Origin of the sequence: Paenibacillus mesophilus (assembly GCF_005938385.1) — a bacterium.
In the GTDB taxonomy this organism is placed as follows: domain Bacteria; phylum Bacillota; class Bacilli; order Paenibacillales; family NBRC-103111; genus Paenibacillus_AB; species Paenibacillus_AB mesophilus.
On the sequence record NZ_VCRA01000006.1, the window covers coordinates 413627 to 431273 of the forward strand.

Consider the following 17647-nt stretch of genomic DNA (forward strand, 5'->3'; position numbering starts at 1 on the left):
GTCGTACACTATCCATAACTACTATTCCGGGAGTGGAGCGACAATGTCCAAGCCGCACGAACCGATTCAATTCGAAGGCGTCCGGGAGCATAACCTCGCCGGCATCGATGTTTATTTCCCGAAACGCAACCTAACCGTCGTAGTCGGCGTATCCGGCTCCGGTAAGTCGTCCTTGATCTTCGACGTCCTATGCAAGGAAGCCGATCGTCAATACTTGATGACAACCGGCAAAATCGCCGACCATCTGCAGCGCCCCCACTATGAGCGCGTCCATAACCTTTCTCCCGTCGTCTCCGTCTCCCAGCAAAGCACGAATCATAATCCGAGGTCTACGGTAGGAACGTTCAGCGAGCTGTACACTTATTTGCGACTGCTGTACGTCACCGCGGGTGATCGTCCTTGTCCGAACTGCCGCGCGGTCGTAGCGGTCACGGACTACGAGCATAAGAGCCAGTGTCCGGCTTGCCGTTCCGCCATGCCTCCCTTGACGCTGGCCCATCTCTCGTACAATACGCCCCTAGGCGCCTGCGACACGTGCAAAGGTCTAGGAGACGTGCTCGTACCCGACCCGGCCAAGCTGCTGGACCCAGCCCTCTCGATCATGGAAGGCGGAATGCTCGCGTGGAAAAAAGGGGTAGGCCGCTTCTTCCAGATCGCCTTGACGCAAGCGGCCAACCATTACAAGCTGCCGTTCACGGAGGCAGACATGTCGAAGCCGATCGGGGAGCTGCCCCCGATCATCCTCGATCTGCTGCTGTACGGTACCGATGATGCCAGGCTGCTGAGGCTGCAGCCGCAGCTCGCTCCGCCCAAGACGGCGGAGGATGGCCGTTTCGAAGGGGCCGTACCGGCTGTGGCGAGACGCTTCTTCGACAATCCGGATCACATGACCAAGGAAGACTCCGAGCTGCGGTCTCTGATGAAGAAGTCGTCCTGTCCCGCCTGTAATGGCACACGTCTATCCGCACAGGCGATGTCCGTCACCGTTCACGGCTCCCGAATATCCGATATAACGCCATTATCCATGTCCGCCTTCGTGAACAAGCTGGAGGAATGGCGCGATCTGTTCGGCGGTACGGCCCGCTTCCGTTCCATTGAACCGATTATGCACGAATTGGAAGCGCGTGCCCGGAGTCTCGTCGATGTCGGCCTATCCTATTTGGGCATGGACCGGCCTTTCTATACGTTATCCGGCGGCGAAGCGCAGCGCGTCCGGCTGGCCTCCTCGCTTCATTCCGAGCTGACCGACCTTGTGTTCGTGTATGACGAGCCGTCCTCCGGGCTTCATCCCAAAGACACGAGCAGCATTTTCCAATCGTTGCGGCAGTTGAAGGACAAAGGGAATACGGTCATCGTCGTAGAGCACAATTTGTCCATATTGGACATGGCGGATCACATTATCGAGATCGGACCCGAATCGGGGGTGAACGGCGGGCGCATTGTCGTGCAAGGAACGCTGGAGCAATTGTCGAAGGCGGAACAGTCGGTTACGAGGCTCTTCTTGAATCAGCGGCAGCAGCAGCATTCCGCGGCTGCTTCGGAGCGGAAGCGGACGCGATCGATCGACAGCCCCAGTCTGCAGCTCGTACGCGCCTCCGAACGGAATTTGAAACGGTTCGACGCCGCATTCCCTCTCGGCGCCATCACGGCCATTGCCGGCGTGTCCGGCTCCGGCAAGACGACACTGCTATTCGATGTGCTGCTCCGCCGCCTCCGGGACAATCCCGACAAGGTGGAAGGGGCCCGGCATATAGAACGAATCGTCGTAATCGAGCAGGATGAGATGGGCAGAAGCTCCAGATCGAACGCGGCGACGTATACGGGCGTCTTCGACCCGATCCGCGGCCTATTCGGCGAGCAGGCGAAGCGGCTCCGTCTCCCCTTCAAAGCTTCCCACTTCTCGTTCAATGTCAAAGGGGGCCGCTGCGAGAAATGCCTCGGACACGGTAAAATCAAGCTGGATATGCACTTTATGCCGGATGCTTTCCTGGAGTGCGACCGCTGCGAGGGGAAACGTTATGACGAAGAAATATTAGCCGTGAACTATGAGGGCTTGAGCATCGCCGATGTTCTCGACCTTAGCATTCATGAAGCAGCGAAGCTGTTCGAGCCGGAGCGCGCGATAAAAGAAAAGCTCGACCTGTTGGTCAAGCTCGGTCTCGGCTACATCAAGCTCGGGCAACCCGCCAGCACTTTGTCCGGAGGCGAGGCTCATCGGGTAAAGCTGGCGGCCGAGCTCGGATTGGCGTCGAAGAAGCATACGCTCTATCTCCTTGACGAGCCCTCGAGCGGACTTCATCCGCGGGATGCGGAGCTGCTCGGCGGCGTCCTCGGGGAATTGGCCGACCGCGGCGGTACAGTCATCTTCATCGATCATAAGCCGATGCTGCTGCGCCGCGCGGATTGGATCATCGAGCTCGGTCCGTGCGGCGGCGAGCAGGGCGGATATCTACTATGCCAAGGAATGCCCGCGCAGCTAAGTACACATCCGGCATCCCAGATCGGCCCCTTTTTGCAGCAATAAGCCGCACAGCGCATTACCCCGGCTGCCGGATCGCCTCCACCGAACGCCGGAATACAAGCGCCTTATCCCGGTCCTGAAACAGCGGGGCTCCGGCGAACATCTGTATCCCCCATGATTGAACGCCCGGCGTCGCGGTTTCGAGCAAATTATCGGGGTAGTCGGCGGCATCGAGAATGAGCTGCACTTTGCGGTCCGCCGGGACGAATCCGGGCGACAGGTCAAGCCATTCCCGCCCCCATTCCGGCCCCCGGCCGCTTTTTTTGCAATAGATCAAAGGCGTAAATACGTCGATGGCGTCCGCCAGCAGCTTGTAGTCCTGGGCGAATATGCGGGTCAACGCCCCGTCGAATTGACCGGGAGTCCACGGGCACATATACGCTCCGACGATGCAATCCGGCAGGGCGTCCTTGATCAGCGCCGAATAACGAAGCGCGAATCGGGCGATTTTACCGCATTTGTACGCTTTCCACTCTTCCGCATAGCTGCCGAGGATTCGTTCGGGCGTCGTCGCGTCGACGCCTGCCGTTTGGCAGAAATCGGCGATGCAATCGGGACAGAAGCAGCTTTCCTGGAGATCGGGCTCCGGCGTCTCGAACCAGCCGGCGAAGGTCAAGTAATCGAGCCAAACGCCTCTCGGCTTGAACTTCTGCAGACCGCTTCGCAGCTGTGCCTCAATCTCCGCCAAATAATCCTTCTTCGACAAGCAAATCCCCTGCACCAGCCGTCCGTACCGGATCGGGCTGCCGTCCGCTCCGATCGGGATCAGCTCCGGGTGCTTCTGAAAATCGGCGCGAAACGTTTTGAACTCCACGCAAGCTTCCAATCCCCGTTCCGAGCAATCCGCGAACGACTGCTCGTTAAACCCGTGAAACCATACCGCATTGACTCCGTACTCCTTCACATCCCGGGGCAGCTGCGCGCTCCCGTAAGGCCCGAACAATAAAGGTATAGACATCCCGATACTCCTCGCCTGAGCTTATCGTTACGTTATCGTTGCGCTCTCTCTCAGCATAATACAACTATTTCCATTGTTCCATAGCCGATACGAACAAAATAAGCAAGCTGGAAAATCGAACAAATGTTTGGTATAGTGAATTCAAATGAACGCTATTCCGCCTTCCACAAAACGTCTTTTAGCGCTTGTCATATCGATCAGGCCAACATGTCGGGCGCCAAGCTGGAAGGGATCGATCTCAGCGACTGCGAATTCGGCGGACTGATCGTGGAGCCGGAAGATTTGAGAGGCTGTATCATTTCGGCGAGGCATGCTTCTTCGTTCGTCGGTCTACTGGGCTTGATACTGAAATAAACGATCCGGGGGTGTATTCATGTTCCAGCATATTGATCAACATTTTGAAGCAGTCGTTTTCAGCGGACGCGACTTAAAGGAAGGCGAGCTCGTACGCTGCACGTTTGCAAAGTGCCAATTCGCCTACGCTTCCATGGAGGAAATGACTACAATCGGCTGCCGGTTCGTGGAATGCGATTTCAGAGGCGCGACGATGAATGCTTCCATTCATACCGGTTCGGCTTTCGAGAACTGCAATTTTACGGAAGCCAACCTCTTCGTAGCCAAATTCGACGATTGCAAAATGATGGGCTCCGACTTTTCCAAAGCGAAGCTGGACGGCATCACGCTGGCCAAGGGCGATTGGTCCTATACGAATCTACGGCAAACGAGGCTGGCGAAGCAAGATTTAAGGGACATCCGTTTCTTCGAGGCCGATCTATACGATGTCTCTTTGGAGAAATCCGATCTGAGAGGCTGCGACCTGACGAGAGCCAATATGGCCAAAACAAAGCTGCAAGGAGCCGATCTGCGCGGCGCCATCATGGACGGCGTCGACTTCAAAGCGCTTGAAGTCAAAGGAGCCCGGATGGATACCGCTCAAGCGATCCTGTTCTTGCGCTCCTATGGAGCGAAGGTCGACTGATCGCTTCGGAACCGGTTAGCTTCGGAGCGGGTATACGACCCGGATATCGTTCTCCTTGCCGAGGGCATCATGCAGAGCGTGGTTATGGTCGGCGCCTACGATGCACAATAAGCGTTTCCCCGGGTGCTCCTTGACCGTATTCTTGATCCGCTGAATCATGATCATATGCCTGCACACCCAGCGGAATATGTGGGCTCGCGGGTTTAGCCGCTCCGACCATTCGTACTTCGCTCTTGTTATCGCGTCGTATTCCGGCGAATTGAACGGTATCGCGCCCGCATTCCAAGTCGCCAGCTGCTTCTCGAACCACCGATCCATTTCGTCTCGCAGCTCCTTTCTATGCGGCTCTTCATAAAGCAGGAATGGGTCGAAATCGTTCCACACGTCCAGTTCTCCCCAGTCGATCGGTGAGAAGTCGATGCCCTTCGCTTCACAAAGGGGAAAGATCAAATCCCAATACTCGCTGGCGGGCTCCCCCCAATATCCCCGGTCATTGCGGTCCCGCCTGTACCGCTCCCAGCTGCCGGGAAGCACTTCGCCGCAGATCACGTCCGGTTGAAAATCCAGGATCAGCTCCCCGATTACGTCCAAGCCCAAGTTGTACTTACGCCTCGTCTCATCGTCATGCATGACTCCGAGTATGCCGACAGTCGTCATTTCAGCGCCTCCATAGATTCGATAATTATCTAATTTGAACATCGTCTAAATAGATAATAATAAAGCGGTCATTCCTTGTCAATTTTTTTCTGTTGTATTCGGACTTGGCTGCTTGCCGTAACCATTTTCGCGTTGCATACCGGGCCGATTTCCTGCTTGCAGCGCCGTATCGTCCGCAATTTCGCGCCCCTCAATTTTTACTCTTCCTTTATTGATGCTGGAAACTATTGGCCCTATAATTAACTTATAATGTTAGGTTCGCGCTTCTATGCAGCCGTCATTCGCCTCCGCTCGGCCTTGAAGCAAGCAATGCCGTAACGATCAACGAATTATGGATAGGAGGCAGTTATGGCAAAAACACGGTTCGACACTTCCACTTTCGGCAGTTCTCCGAAAAGCGACAGAGCGGCGATCGAACGCGAATGGGAAAAGTTTATGTCCGGAAGCTCCTCTCCGCTTCTTATCAGATCCTTCATGCACCATTCATGGAAGCGCTGCATGGAGCAAGGGGTCAATCCGCTCCTCGTGAAAGCCTCCTATAACTTGGGATTGGATCAAATTGAACAGTACGTGACGTCCGATCCGTTGTTCCGGATGGTCGAACCGTTTCTGAAGCAGCTGAAGCAGCTTGCGTCCAATACCGGCTATCTCATCTCGTATTGCAATTCGGCCGGCGAAATGATCTATTATGACGGCGACAGGCCGCTTATGCTGAAGGCGGAAGACATCCATTTCACACCCGGCTCGGATTGGAGCGAAGGCAGCGCCGGGACGAACGCGATCGGAACGGCTCTGGTCACCGGGATGCCCCTGCAAGTATACGCAAGCGAGCACTTTTGCCAAGAAATCCACAGCTGGACATGCTCCGCCGCACCGATCCGCGACCCCAGCACGGGCAACGTGCTCGGCATTATCGACTTGACCGGCTTCTGGACGGTTAACGATCCGAAATCGCTGGATGTCGTCGTCGGCGCGGCTCACAGCATCGAGAAAATCCTTTACGGCCAATTGAAGATGGAGCGGTACCGGCTTGCTCAACATTTTGCCCAGCTTACCAAAAAAACGACGCAGCCGATTGCGGTATTGGACCGCGGAGGGCGCGTCATTAAAGCGTCGCGCACGCTCTACGACAAAGGCTGGATCTCTCCCAAACACTGGATGGAGCATACTTCGTTCATCAAACAATCTTTCCCTGCGAAAGTAAACTGGGAAATCGAGCGAGACCGTAAACGGTGGCTGTTCGAGCTATCGCCGTACTTTTACGGCGGGGTGCCGATCGGATCGATCGTAACCGTGCTTCCTCCGGACATTGCCGCCTTCGCCGATTTGCCCGATATCCGCCATACCCGGACAGCCGCAGCCGTACCTGGTAAAGAAGAAGTTGATGTCGAGCCCCAACCGGCTCCGCCGCGGGATTTGTTCTACAAATCGCTGTTCGATCATCATCCCGACGCCATCTTCTCGTACGATCTGCAAGGAGCTTTGATCGACGCCAACCCTGCGGCGGAAACGATGCTCGGCTTTAGCGCGAAAGAATTGAAAAATAAAAAAAACCTGATTCCCCCCGAATATAAGGAAAGCAGGCTGAGAGCTTTCGCCAACGCGGCAAGCGGCATTCAGCAAATGTACGAAGCCGCTTTCATGCATAAGCTGGGGCATAGCGTGTATGCCTCGTTGAAAGCTTTTCCGATCATCGCGGACAACCGAATCGTCGGCGTTTATGAGACCGTGCGGGATATTGCCCCGAATCATCAGCAAATTCAGGAAGACTTGAAAACTACGAAAGAACAGCTGGAGTTCTACTTCCGCAATACCGAAGACGCGATTCTCGTCGTAGACGCCAATTTTCATGTCGTCAAGGCGAACAAATCGTATGAACGCGTATACGGTTGGACGGAGCAGGAGCTGCTCGGCAGAGAGCTCCCGACGATTCCCGATCACCTGAAACAGGAAGCCGTTGAAATTCGCGGCACGATGCTGACCTCCCGGCATGTCATCCCTTATGAGACGGTCAGACAGCGCAAGGACGGCACCTTGATCCATGTAAGCAACTTCGCCTCCCCCCTCTTCGACAGCAAAGGCAATGCGATCGCTTACGTGCTCATTTCAAGGGATGTCACGGAGCTGAAGCGAATGGCCGAAAAGCTTATAGGGAGCGAGAAACGGCTGCGTACGCTGATTAATGCGATGCCCGACTTGGTTATATTCAAGGACGATCAAGGACGGTGGATCGAAGCGAACGAATTTGCGCGCGCTTCTTTGCAGCTGAAAGGTACGGACTACATAGGGATGACGGACTTCGAGCTGGGCGAGCGCGACGCCTTTTACCGGGACATGTATTCACAATGCGCTTTGTCCGATCAGATGGCTTGGGACAAAGGCAGTCTCATTCGCATTCAGGAGACGATTCCGAATCCCGACGGAAGCGTAGCGATTTGCGATCTGATCAAAGTCCCGATCTATCATACGGACGGCAGACGCAAAGGACTTGTCGTCATCGGCCGCGACATCACGGAACTGAAACAGACCGAGCATTTGCTGCGCAAAACGGAGAAGCTTGCGGTCGTCGGTCAGCTTGCGGCCGGCATCGCACACGAAATCCGCAACCCGCTTACGACGCTCAAAGGCTTCCTCAGCTTGATGCGGTCCCATATCAAGGATAAAGACAGATGGTACTTGGAGGTCATGCTGGCCGAGATCGAGAAGATGGAATGGAGCGCCAACCAATTTCTCGCCGTCGCCAAGCCGCAATCCGCGAAGTTCGAGAGGAGAAGCTTGGAAACCGCGATCCGGCACGTTTCATCGTTTCTGTATCCGCTCGCGAAAATGCACAACGTAAAAATCGTGATCCAGTCCGAATGCGGGGATCCGCATGTGGAATGCGATGAGAACCTGCTGAAGCAAGCGTTCATCAACATTGTGAAAAATGCCATTGAAGCTATGCCGCAAGGCGGACAAGTCGTCATCCGGATCGAACGCGCCGCAGAATCCGTCTCGGTGAGAGTCATCGATCACGGACACGGGATTCCGCAAGACCGGCTTCCCCACCTGGGCGAGCCTTTCTACAGCCTGAAGGAAAGAGGGACCGGGCTCGGACTCATGATTTGCTACAAAATCATGAAGGAGCACCGCGGAACGCTCCATTTTACGAGCGAAGTCGGCCGGGGTACGACGGTTGAAATCCGGCTGCCGCTTGGAGGATGAATCAAATCATGTTAGGATATGGATATCTCAGCCGAAGGTGGAGTTTCTTTCATGGATGCAGTCGCGAAAATTATGGGAATTCCGTTTCCTAAATTGACGATGGACCAGACGCTGCAAATGCTTAGCGACGTAGTGGAGCGGGACGGCTCCGGTCTGTTTCATGTCGTGACGGGGAACCCGGAAATCGTCATGTCCTGCCAGCAGGACACCCAATTGCGCTCCATTATTGACGAGGCCGGTCTTCTAACGGCTGACGGCATCGGTATCGTCATGGTCTCCCGGATGAAAGGCGGACATCTTCCGGAGCGGGTTACCGGATGCGATCTCCTGTTCAAGCTGCTCGAAGCCGGAAACCGCAAAAAATGGTCGTTCTACTTGCTTGGGGCGGACGAAGCGACAAGCGCAAGAGCTGCGGAAGTCATTCGACAAACGTACCCGAACGTATCGATTGTGGGCAGGCACCACGGCTTTTTCAGCCAGGAGGAGGAAGCCCGGATTGTGGAGGACATCCGCTCGAAGGCGCCCGACTTCTTAATAACGGCACTCGGGGCTCCTCGCGCCGAACGTTGGATTCATAAGTATAAATCGAGTCTTAACGCCAAAATTGCCATCGGCGTCGGGGGCAGTCTCGATATCGTTGCAGGCAAAGTGAAACGCGCGCCTCAAATATGGCAAAGACTTCATGCAGAATGGTTATTCCGATTAATCAATCAGCCGTCGAGGTGGCGCAGGCAGTTGATTTTACCCCGCTTCGCGGTAAGGGCGTTGTTGTATAGAGAGCGTTAAGAGACAAAAAGAACAGAGGGGCTGCCGCCCCTCTTGTCACGCTTTACCGGCATATTCCATATTCGCTGTATCCAGCATCGATTTCCAACTGGCAAAATCCGTCATCCTTACAACATGCCGATCAAAAAGCTCGTCAGGAATGTTATTGATCTCTTCTTGGGTCTTGACTTGAAAGTTTCCATTATCCAGAAACTCGCCAAAACTTTTAAAGCTGGAATGCTTGCTCATGAATGATTCATTAAATAACGCTTCTAATGAAACATGATTCGGATCCTCTTGAATCGTTTTCTGCCCTTTCAGTTCCTGTAGCAGTTCGTCGAATGACATTGGCTTTTGCTTTTTCAATATACCACTCCTTGATTTATATTATAAATTCATAAATTCCGTCTACCTTCCCGAGATCGAAGCCCAGGCGTTTTCGAGCCACTTGTCAAAATCAGCGCCCTTATCGCCTTCGTAGGCATCATATACGTCGAGTCTCGTCTTCTTCAGCTTTTCTTTAAACTCTTCGTAGGAATGACCCTCCGGCAAGCTTTTCTTGATTCTTACCAAAACCTTGCCGGCACCCTTAATCAAGTCGCCCTTTTTCCTAGGCGGCAGCTGCACCTCTTGGCCGAATCCTTTGAGTTTGCGGAATGCAGCCTCCTGCACTTGATGGACGGGATCGTTCTTCATTCTATGCGTCAGCACGTCGATGATCTGCTCGTGTTTCCACCGGCCCAGCTGTTCCACGGCATCCAAACGTTCCTTCCAATCGGACGTCCGATTGACCGCTTTTTTTAGCTCCTCATAATTTGGCGGCAGTTCGCCGCTGCTTTTCGTCTTGTTCAATGCACATATCCCCTTTGCTGTAATGAAAGGCATTACGATCATGCTTGTTTATTTACCCATCATACAGGACTCTGTCTGGTTAAGCAAAGGCATTAACCAGCACTAATCCGTTTCTCCGATAAACGTTGCCTGACAAATACTATGAATACGAAGGCGGATATGGTGACCGACACCGCGCAAACGATGAACACAACCTCGTATCCGGTATATTGGGAAACCCAGCCGAGCATGATCGCTCCGAGTCCGATGCCGAGATCGAACGCGGTCATATAAGAAGCGCTGGCGATCCCCCTTTTGTCCGGAGGCGCCAATCTCAGATTAGCGGCTTGAAGGGCCGGTTGCGCGGAACCAAAACCGATCCCGTAAAGAACGGCGGCGACAATAACGCCGAACAGTCCGTTCGAGAAACTCAATACCACAAGTGACAATGCGGTAACGGCCAATGCCGGCACGATCACATAAGCCTCGCCGAACCGGTCGGACAGCTTGCCTGCAACCGGCCTTGCAAGCGTTAGCGCTAAAGCGTATACCAAGAAGAACGTACCGGGGTTTACCCGGATCGATTCCCCGAACAACGGGATAAAAGTCGTAATTCCGCCGTATGCTGCGGATACGAAGAAGAGTGCCGCCGTAAGGGGCAGTACGGATTTTTCGAATAAGACGATCTTCCTCGAGGCCGTCTTTGTCTGGAAAGAAATACGTGTTGTAAAAGTTAGCAGGAACGCTGCCGCGCATAGACCCGTCGCGAGCAAAAACAAGTGATGAAACGACCCCCTCGCAAGCACCCATACCCCCAGCATCGGACCTATCGCCATAGCGACGGTCATCGCCATGCCGAACCACCCCATCCCCTCGCCACGGCGCGAGGTCGGGATAATGTCCGTAATGGTAGTGCTGACAGCGGTCGTCGACAAAGCCCAACTGGCGCCATGCAGCACGCGCAGGGCAAGTAAAATCGCGATAGAGCCGACCCAGTCGTAAAGATACATGGACAAGATAAAGAACAGAAGTCCCCAGATCATGAACGGCCTTCTGCCGTAACGATCCAGCAATCCCCCGACAATCGGACGAAAAACAACCGCGGTTAACGTAAATACCCCCGCCGCAAGTCCGACCTGCGACTCGGTGCCGCCCATTTCTTTAATAAAAAGCGGCATGGCAGGCAAAATCAAATAAAACCCCGTAAATAAGAACAACATCCCGAGCGTCATCTGGATAAAAGACTTCGTCCATATTCGTTCCATAGGATTCTCCTCATGCCAAATTGGATTATTTGCCCGATTACTCGTCTTGCTGCGTTCGGACTCGCTCGATCTCTTCCTTCATCCACTCGATTTCAACCTCGCCCAGCCGTTTGCGATGATCGAACACCCGCAGAAGCTGAATGCGCTGCTTCTCGGGCTCCGGTTGATGCAACAACATATACGACTCGAATTGCGACACGTGCCGTAAGCTCTGCTCAAGAATATGCAGGTACTGTTTCAGACAAGCCAGACGCACTTCTTTGTCCACATATTGAAAGTACACCATCTTGAAACGGAACGTACTCTGAGTTTCGGCATCCGGGATCGGGTCGAGCGGCTCCGCCATCAACATCCGAAATCGATCGCGCCCCGCTTCGGTTATCTCGTATATTTTTCTTGTTCGTCCTCCCGCCGTCTCCTCTTCCACACGCAGTTTGATCCATCCGTCATCCGTCATGCGGGAGAGAAGCGGATACAACGTACCCGAGCTGATCTTCCGTCCAAGCCCGACCGCGTTTTTAAGAACATCCTGCAGCATGTAACCATGCTTCTCGCCCGTCATCAGTTCTCCTAGGACAAACAATTCGTACAATCCCGAATCCCCTCTCCTCCATATATGTCGTTTCGATATATATTATATGTCGGATCGACATATAATTCCAGTATCGTTTTGCGTTGCATGGGCAAAAAAATAGACGGCATTTCTGCCGTTTCTGAAAACCGCCTATCCTCTACACGCTCTTTCCATCTCCGACCGTGATGATTACGCTCCCTTTCTTGTGCCCTTTCTCCACATAGCTGTGCGCCTCGCGAATTTGTTCCAGCGGATACCGTCTATCTATGACCGGTCGGATTTTCCCCGACTCGATAAGCTCTTTGAGTGTAATCAAATCTTCAAGGCGTTCTTTTGCTACTCCTTGACCATCAACCGTTACGTAGCTCCCGTTCGGCGTCAGAGCCTTCTTGCAGCGAGATTTCGAGGTTTTCCCGACCGCATCGAAGATAATATCGTAACGCTCCGCTCTCGTCGTGAAATCCTCCTTCGTGTAATCAATCACCGTGCTTGCTCCCAGAGATTTCACCAATTCCAAATTTGTCGTGCTGCATACCCCGGTAACCTCTGCTCCGAAATGCTTGGCAAGCTGCACCGCGGAAGTCCCGACCGCTCCGGAAGCTCCATAGATCAGCACCTTTTGTCCGCTCCGGATATTTCCTTTCCTCAGAAAATGCAAGGCGGTCGTCCCTCCGAAAAGAACGGCGGCGGATTCCTCGTAGGTAGCATTGGCCGGTTTGATGGCCAGCAATCCGTCCTCGGGCAAACATATATATTCGGCATATGCACCGAAACGCATTCCGGTAAAGGCAAATATCCGGTCACCTTTTTTAAACCGTTTCACACCGCTGCCCACCGCTTCGATTTCTCCGGATAATTCCACCCCAAGTATCGGTTTTCTTGGTTTTCGGAAACCTAGAACGATTCGCATGGGAATCCAGTACAAGATCGGACTATTGAAGCTTCGAACCCGGCAGTCCCCCGATGTTACGGGCGTCGCATGAATTTTTACCAATACTTCATTGTTTTTGGGGGAAGGCTTTAGTACCTCTCGAAGCTCCAGAACGTCCGGCGATCCGTACTTGGTACATATAATTGCTTTCATGGGGTTTCCTCCAAACCTCCTATTTGCAATTAGTATATCGCGGGCGCACGATCGGCATATAGATACTAAAGTATTGTTGTTCCGAGCTACAACAGGCCCAGCCTGCGGGCGCGCGCTACGGCTTCGGTTCGCCGCTTTACCTGCAGCTTGTCGAACATATTGCGGTTATACCCTTTTACCGTACTTAACGCCAGAAATAGGCGCTCGCCGATCTCATGATTCGAGAGACCTTGGGCGATGAGGCTCAATATTTCCAGCTCTCTCGCGCTCAATGGCTCGATGAGCGGCTTGGCTGCCTCGCTTGGCAGCTGATCGGATTTGACCTCGCTTCCCGGTTCCTCCCCTTCGAATGCGGCCAGCAGTTTGCCTACGTAGTCCGGCATTACCTGATGAGCGGCCGCTTCGCGCAGCAATCCGTCCATCCGAATACCTTCGTCGACAAAAATCCGGATGAAGCCGCCAGGCTCGGCCATCGTCAGAGCGTCTTTCAGCATGTTCACGGCGTGAAGCTTTGCGCCATGCTCGTACAAGGCAACCGCCAGTACAACCATTGCCTGAAGCCGTTCATCCTCCAGCCCCTTTGCCTCCGCCTGTCTTTGCAATGATTCCAACATGGCAATCGCTGCGGAAGTATCTCTATGGGCAAGATGTACCCGAGCCCGGCAGATCGGAAGCTCGTGCTTCTGCGCCAGTTGGGCTGCCGCCTCCACATTGCCTTGACGAAGCCATACAAGCACATGAGCGGCAGCCATATGGGGCATCTGATGCACAAAATGCTGCTGACGGGCGACATGATCGGCCCTGGCCAAAATAGCGGCCGCACCGCTCGCTTCTCCCGTTGCGAGCCTAAGCCTTGCGAGAAACAGCTCGCCTGCAACGACTCTGTCCGTATGTTCCAGCTGCCGCGCCAGTCGAATGCTCTGTTGTCCATGCTGCTCGGCGGCATCCAAGTCGTTCCATTCGTAGTAGATACGGGCTAAACCCAGATGCGCTTCGCAAACAGCCGGCATCGGCGAATCGCCTGCCAGCTCGAGAACGCCCCTGTACGTTTCAGCCGCCACATGCAGCTGGTTATCCGCTTCCTGCATTTTGCCTAGGCCTAGTGCAGCCATAATGGTGATGATGAAATGCCCGATCGTCCGGCTGATCGATAACGCTTCGGTATAGGCACTACTGGCTGCGGCACGATCCCCTTGGAGATGATAAGCATATCCCAGCGTCCAAGTCGTGGCCGTGCGGACAGGCAGGTTGTCAGGATGAAGGTACAGGAGGGCCCGCCGCGACTCGGTCATGATCGTTTCCGCCTGGTGCCGGCTGACAGCCAGTGTTGCGCGTATGGAGGCAATATGCCCGATCAGGTCTTTGGTTTTATCGTCCAGAAAGGCATTTTGCAGCGCTTTCTCGGCAGCTTGCAGTTTCGGTTCGACGCCGGTTATTTGGCCCGCCATCAGAAGTGCGGAGGCATACATCACCCACAACGAGGGCCTTGCATCCAGCTCCTCCTTCGGCATCGAATCCAGCCAATTCCGTATCGAAGACGACGCTCCGCGAAAGAGCAAGGGCATCCCTCCTCCCTCCATCAGGCGAGCGGCGCGCTCAATATCTTGGGCAGCTGCGGCGTGATGAAAGGCTTCAAGCTCAAGGCCATTGTCTTCGAACCATTCGCTGGCACGGATATGAAGCTCGGATGAATGGATGCTCCGGTGCAGCCGATGCCGAAGCAAATCGGCAAAAAGATGATGGTAACGGTACCAGCGCCTCTCGTTATCCAGAGGAACGATGAACAGGTTGGCACGCTCGAGGTATTCCAAAGCTTCTTGCCCGGAAGCGGCGGCGCCGCTGCGAACAACGGCATCGCAAAGCGGGCCGCACATCCGGTCGAGAATCGACGTGTGCAGCAAGAAAGTCTGAACGCTTGCCGGCTGCTGCTGCAGCACCTCTTCAACCAAATAGTCCGCAATGAAATGATGACTGCCGGTAAACGTTCGGATGAAGCCGGATACGTCCCGATGTCCCTGCATGGAAAGCGCGGCCAATTGCAGGCCGGCGATCCAGCCTTCCGTGCGGGATTCAAGCAGGGCGATGCTTTCCGATGAAAGGTTAAAGCCCATCGCTTCGTTCAGAAATGCCGCCGCTTCGGAGGTAGTAAAACGCAGGTCTTGAGCACGAAGCTCGGTCAACTGGTTCCTGACGCGCAGTCGGGCTACCGGGAAATGCGGGTCTTCGCGGGTGGCGATGACCAGATGCATCTGCGGCGGCATGTGCGCGAGCACAAAGGCGAGTGCATGATCAATCGGCTCGGACGCAACAGCATGGTAGTCATCAAGGACGAGGACGAAATGGTGCGGGACGGCAGCAAGTTCATGGAGCAGAACAGTCAAAATCGACTCGATCGGCAGCGGCTGAGGAGCTTGAAGCGCTCCTGCGACACCTGATCCGACGTTCACCCCGATCGTTTGCAAAGCGGCGCAAAAATAGGTCACAAAACGCGCGGGATCGATATCCTCTTCGTCCAGCGACAGCCAGGCGGCCGGGAGCCCGCAACCGGCGAGCCAAACGGTGACAAGCGTCGTTTTACCGAAACCGGCGGAGGCCGTGATGAGGGTCAATTTGCGGTTCAGCCCCTCATTCAACCGCTCGATCAATCGGGGACGGGGCACCGATTGGGGCCGAGGCGAGGGAATATATAGCTTAGTGGACAATAGAGGTGTGGACATCGATTATAACCGCCGCTCTACGCCGTCAACTGCAGCGTTGGATAAGTTTCTTATTAGTCAAACGCGGAGATGGTCCGCTCTCCAATGAGTAATGGATTGCTTAATCTTATCGGGCTCCATCCCCGTCTCCGCAGCCTTGACGCATAATGCGGGAAAAGACTCGTCATCCGCGAAACGAAGCGCAATGATTTGCCGCAAGCCGAGTCTGGAATCCAACGGTTTGCCGGTAAGGCGAAAGTGCCGAAAATTCTCCTCTTGGACGATGATGCGATCCTGCAATCGGGTGGCGAATTGCCGGACAAGCACGAACAGGATCGACACGCTTACGGAGCTGCCTACAAGCAAAAGGGAAGCGAAGCTATACTGCTCCTTAAACATGTGAACGATTGACGCGATTAACAGAATCAGCGCGATAGGCGCCAGGACAAAATGATACAACGGTGTGAGTTTGCGGTGATTGGCATAACTTTGCGGTTTGAGATCACTCATCTTTTTTTCCTCCCGATTACTTGTTTAATAGGCCTAAATATTGCTTCCAAGGCCCGACATCCGCCCTGTACCTCTCGGCCATTACCCGTACGATTTGGGCCATGTGCGTTAAATCGTGAACGACCCACGTAGATAGCAGCTCCCTTGCTTTCACCGTACCGAACGCAGGGTGCGAACCCGTCAACTCAAGATGCGCTTCGGATTCGACGAGAGCCTTAAGCTTGGCAATATTTCGTGCTCTAATCGTTTTCAATTCGAGCAGCTTTTGCTCGATGGATCTTTCGGAGCTTTCATTTAAATGAGCGTATCGATCGAATGGGGGAAACGGCTTGCTTTCGCCTTCTTGAAGGAGAAACTCCAATCTGGGTATCCAATTGTGCTTCTCTCCCTCGATGAGGTGGTCGATCACTTCAGCGACATTCCACGTTCCTTCGCCTTCATTGCATTGCAGCCATCCGTCGGATAACCCGGATGCAAAAAGCTCCAGCGATTGCGGCGTACGTTCCAGAACCTCGATAGCTTCTTTCAGATTGAAGTTCATATCGCCTCTCCTTTTCCAAGGTACGATTCTTACATAAACGATAATCTCTTAATTCCTTCTTCAATACACAAAACCTTCTCCTGTTGAAAAATAAAGTATGACCACATACTCTCTCCAAGTGCGGATAAATTAGCTTGACAGAGTCATTGATAGTAATTGATAATCTTCGATTATGGCAATAGGTTAGGAGGCAACACAAGCCATACGGAATTAGGAGGCGTTAAAGATGAACATAACTATCAGAAAAGAATTATTTGATGATTATAAAATTACCGAAAAAGTCGTAAAGAGTGCATTTGCTAGTATGGAGTTCAGCGATAAAAAAGAACATGAATTGGTGTCTCGGATCAGAAATTCCGACGCATTCGTCCCCGAATTATCTTTGGTAGCCATTAATAATGATAAGAAAGATATCATTGGGCATGTTCTTTTATCTAAAATACAAATTATCAATGACAATCAAAGTGCAGGATCACTTGCTCTTGCTCCGGTTTCTGTCTTACCGAATTACCAAAATAAAGGCATAGGAAAACTGTTAATTCTCGAAGCATTACAAAAAGCAAAAGAACTTGGATATGATTCTGTTGTTGTATTGGGGCATCCGGAATATTATCCGAAGTTTGGCTTCAAAAAAGCATCTTTATGGGGAATAAGAGCACCTTTTGAAATGCCAGAAGAAGCGTTTATGGCATTAGAGTTACGTGAAAGTACTCTTGATAATGTTTCAGGAGTTGTTGAATATCCAAGCGTTTTCTTTGAGTAGATTCCTAAAGTTCCTTCCTCATCATTATAAGCAATTATTTGGACAACAAGCTGTCACTCCCATCAGTCCCTGTATCTTTGACATCTGTTAACATTTCCCCCATGGAAAAACACGATTAATACACAGAAAGAAAAGCCCAAGCATTTTGTACACGCTTGAGCTTTGGCTCTAATCACTGCGTTCTCACCAGCAGCACACAACACTCCACATGACTTGAGTGTTGGTTACTAAACTCGATGGCCGGGGCAAAACCGTTGGCTTGTGGCGACCAGAAGATCATCTCGATAGCAAGGTGTCTG

16 protein-coding genes are annotated in these 17647 nt (G+C 53.2%); 6 read left to right on the top strand and 10 right to left on the bottom strand.

Going from position 1 to position 17647, the window contains the following annotated elements:
• Positions 1 to 43 precede the first annotated feature (43 nt).
• The gene (locus FE783_RS14330; RefSeq protein WP_138880041.1) at positions 44 to 2524 is read left to right on the top strand and encodes an ATP-binding cassette domain-containing protein; all 2481 of its coding nucleotides are present in this window, start codon (positions 44 to 46) and stop codon (positions 2522 to 2524) included.
• Positions 2525 to 2537: 13 nt separating this feature from the next.
• On the opposite strand, the gene FE783_RS14335 is transcribed toward FE783_RS14330, so the two are convergent.
• Positions 2538 to 3479, bottom strand: coding sequence for a hypothetical protein (locus tag FE783_RS14335; RefSeq protein ID WP_138880042.1), 942 nt, complete (start codon positions 3477 to 3479; stop codon positions 2538 to 2540).
• Between the two features lie 123 nt (positions 3480 to 3602).
• On the opposite strand from FE783_RS14335, the gene FE783_RS14340 reads away from it, so the two are divergent.
• Both FE783_RS14340 and FE783_RS14345 read left to right on the top strand, forming a co-directional pair.
• Positions 3603 to 3833 carry a pentapeptide repeat-containing protein gene (locus FE783_RS14340; protein ID WP_138880043.1) on the top strand — a complete coding sequence of 77 codons (231 nt, stop codon included), beginning with the start codon at positions 3603 to 3605 and terminating at the stop codon, positions 3831 to 3833.
• A gap of 19 nt (positions 3834 to 3852) precedes the next feature.
• Positions 3853 to 4458, top strand: a complete 606-nt coding sequence (locus tag FE783_RS14345; protein ID WP_138880044.1) for a pentapeptide repeat-containing protein — start codon at positions 3853 to 3855, stop codon at positions 4456 to 4458.
• 15 nt (positions 4459 to 4473) lie between these two features.
• Here the strand turns inward: FE783_RS14345 and FE783_RS14350 are convergent, their stop codons facing one another.
• Complete coding sequence (locus tag FE783_RS14350) at positions 4474 to 5115, bottom strand: hypothetical protein (protein WP_138880045.1); 642 nt, start codon at positions 5113 to 5115, stop codon at positions 4474 to 4476.
• A gap of 348 nt (positions 5116 to 5463) precedes the next feature.
• Here FE783_RS14350 and FE783_RS14355 point away from each other — a divergent pair, with 348 nt between their 5' ends.
• Positions 5464 to 8319, top strand: coding sequence for a PAS domain S-box protein (locus tag FE783_RS14355; protein WP_138880046.1), 2856 nt, complete (start codon positions 5464 to 5466; stop codon positions 8317 to 8319).
• A gap of 51 nt (positions 8320 to 8370) precedes the next feature.
• The gene (locus FE783_RS14360) at positions 8371 to 9105 is read left to right on the top strand and encodes a WecB/TagA/CpsF family glycosyltransferase (RefSeq protein ID WP_138880047.1); all 735 of its coding nucleotides are present in this window, start codon (positions 8371 to 8373) and stop codon (positions 9103 to 9105) included.
• 36 nt (positions 9106 to 9141) lie between these two features.
• On the opposite strand, the gene FE783_RS14365 is transcribed toward FE783_RS14360, so the two are convergent.
• The 8 genes from FE783_RS14365 to FE783_RS14400 all read right to left on the bottom strand — a co-directional run bounded on the left by FE783_RS14365 (position 9142) and on the right by FE783_RS14400 (position 16585).
• Complete coding sequence (locus tag FE783_RS14365) at positions 9142 to 9432, bottom strand: hypothetical protein (protein ID WP_138880103.1); 291 nt, start codon at positions 9430 to 9432, stop codon at positions 9142 to 9144.
• A gap of 60 nt (positions 9433 to 9492) precedes the next feature.
• Entirely contained in the window at positions 9493 to 9936 is a 444-nt protein-coding gene (locus tag FE783_RS14370) for a HEAT repeat domain-containing protein (protein ID WP_238403075.1), read from the bottom strand.
• A 92-nt stretch (positions 9937 to 10028) separates the two neighbouring features.
• Positions 10029 to 11180: an MFS transporter gene (locus tag FE783_RS14375; RefSeq protein WP_138880048.1), complete on the bottom strand. Its 1152-nt coding sequence runs from the start codon at positions 11178 to 11180 to the stop codon at positions 10029 to 10031.
• 37 nt (positions 11181 to 11217) lie between these two features.
• On the bottom strand, positions 11218 to 11772 hold the full coding sequence (locus FE783_RS14380) for a PadR family transcriptional regulator (protein ID WP_138880049.1): 555 nt from the start codon (positions 11770 to 11772) through the stop codon (positions 11218 to 11220).
• Between the two features lie 139 nt (positions 11773 to 11911).
• Positions 11912 to 12838 carry an NAD(P)-dependent alcohol dehydrogenase gene (locus tag FE783_RS14385; protein ID WP_138880050.1) on the bottom strand — a complete coding sequence of 309 codons (927 nt, stop codon included), beginning with the start codon at positions 12836 to 12838 and terminating at the stop codon, positions 11912 to 11914.
• An 86-nt stretch (positions 12839 to 12924) separates the two neighbouring features.
• Positions 12925 to 15555 carry a winged helix-turn-helix domain-containing protein gene (locus FE783_RS14390; protein WP_138880051.1) on the bottom strand — a complete coding sequence of 877 codons (2631 nt, stop codon included), beginning with the start codon at positions 15553 to 15555 and terminating at the stop codon, positions 12925 to 12927.
• Between the two features lie 57 nt (positions 15556 to 15612).
• Complete coding sequence (locus tag FE783_RS14395) at positions 15613 to 16044, bottom strand: DUF6526 family protein (protein WP_138880052.1); 432 nt, start codon at positions 16042 to 16044, stop codon at positions 15613 to 15615.
• Between the two features lie 16 nt (positions 16045 to 16060).
• The gene (locus tag FE783_RS14400; protein ID WP_138880053.1) at positions 16061 to 16585 is read right to left on the bottom strand and encodes a DinB family protein; all 525 of its coding nucleotides are present in this window, start codon (positions 16583 to 16585) and stop codon (positions 16061 to 16063) included.
• A gap of 226 nt (positions 16586 to 16811) precedes the next feature.
• On the opposite strand from FE783_RS14400, the gene FE783_RS14405 reads away from it, so the two are divergent.
• The gene (locus tag FE783_RS14405; RefSeq protein WP_138880054.1) at positions 16812 to 17348 is read left to right on the top strand and encodes a GNAT family N-acetyltransferase; all 537 of its coding nucleotides are present in this window, start codon (positions 16812 to 16814) and stop codon (positions 17346 to 17348) included.
• The last annotated feature ends 299 nt before the right edge of the window (positions 17349 to 17647 follow it).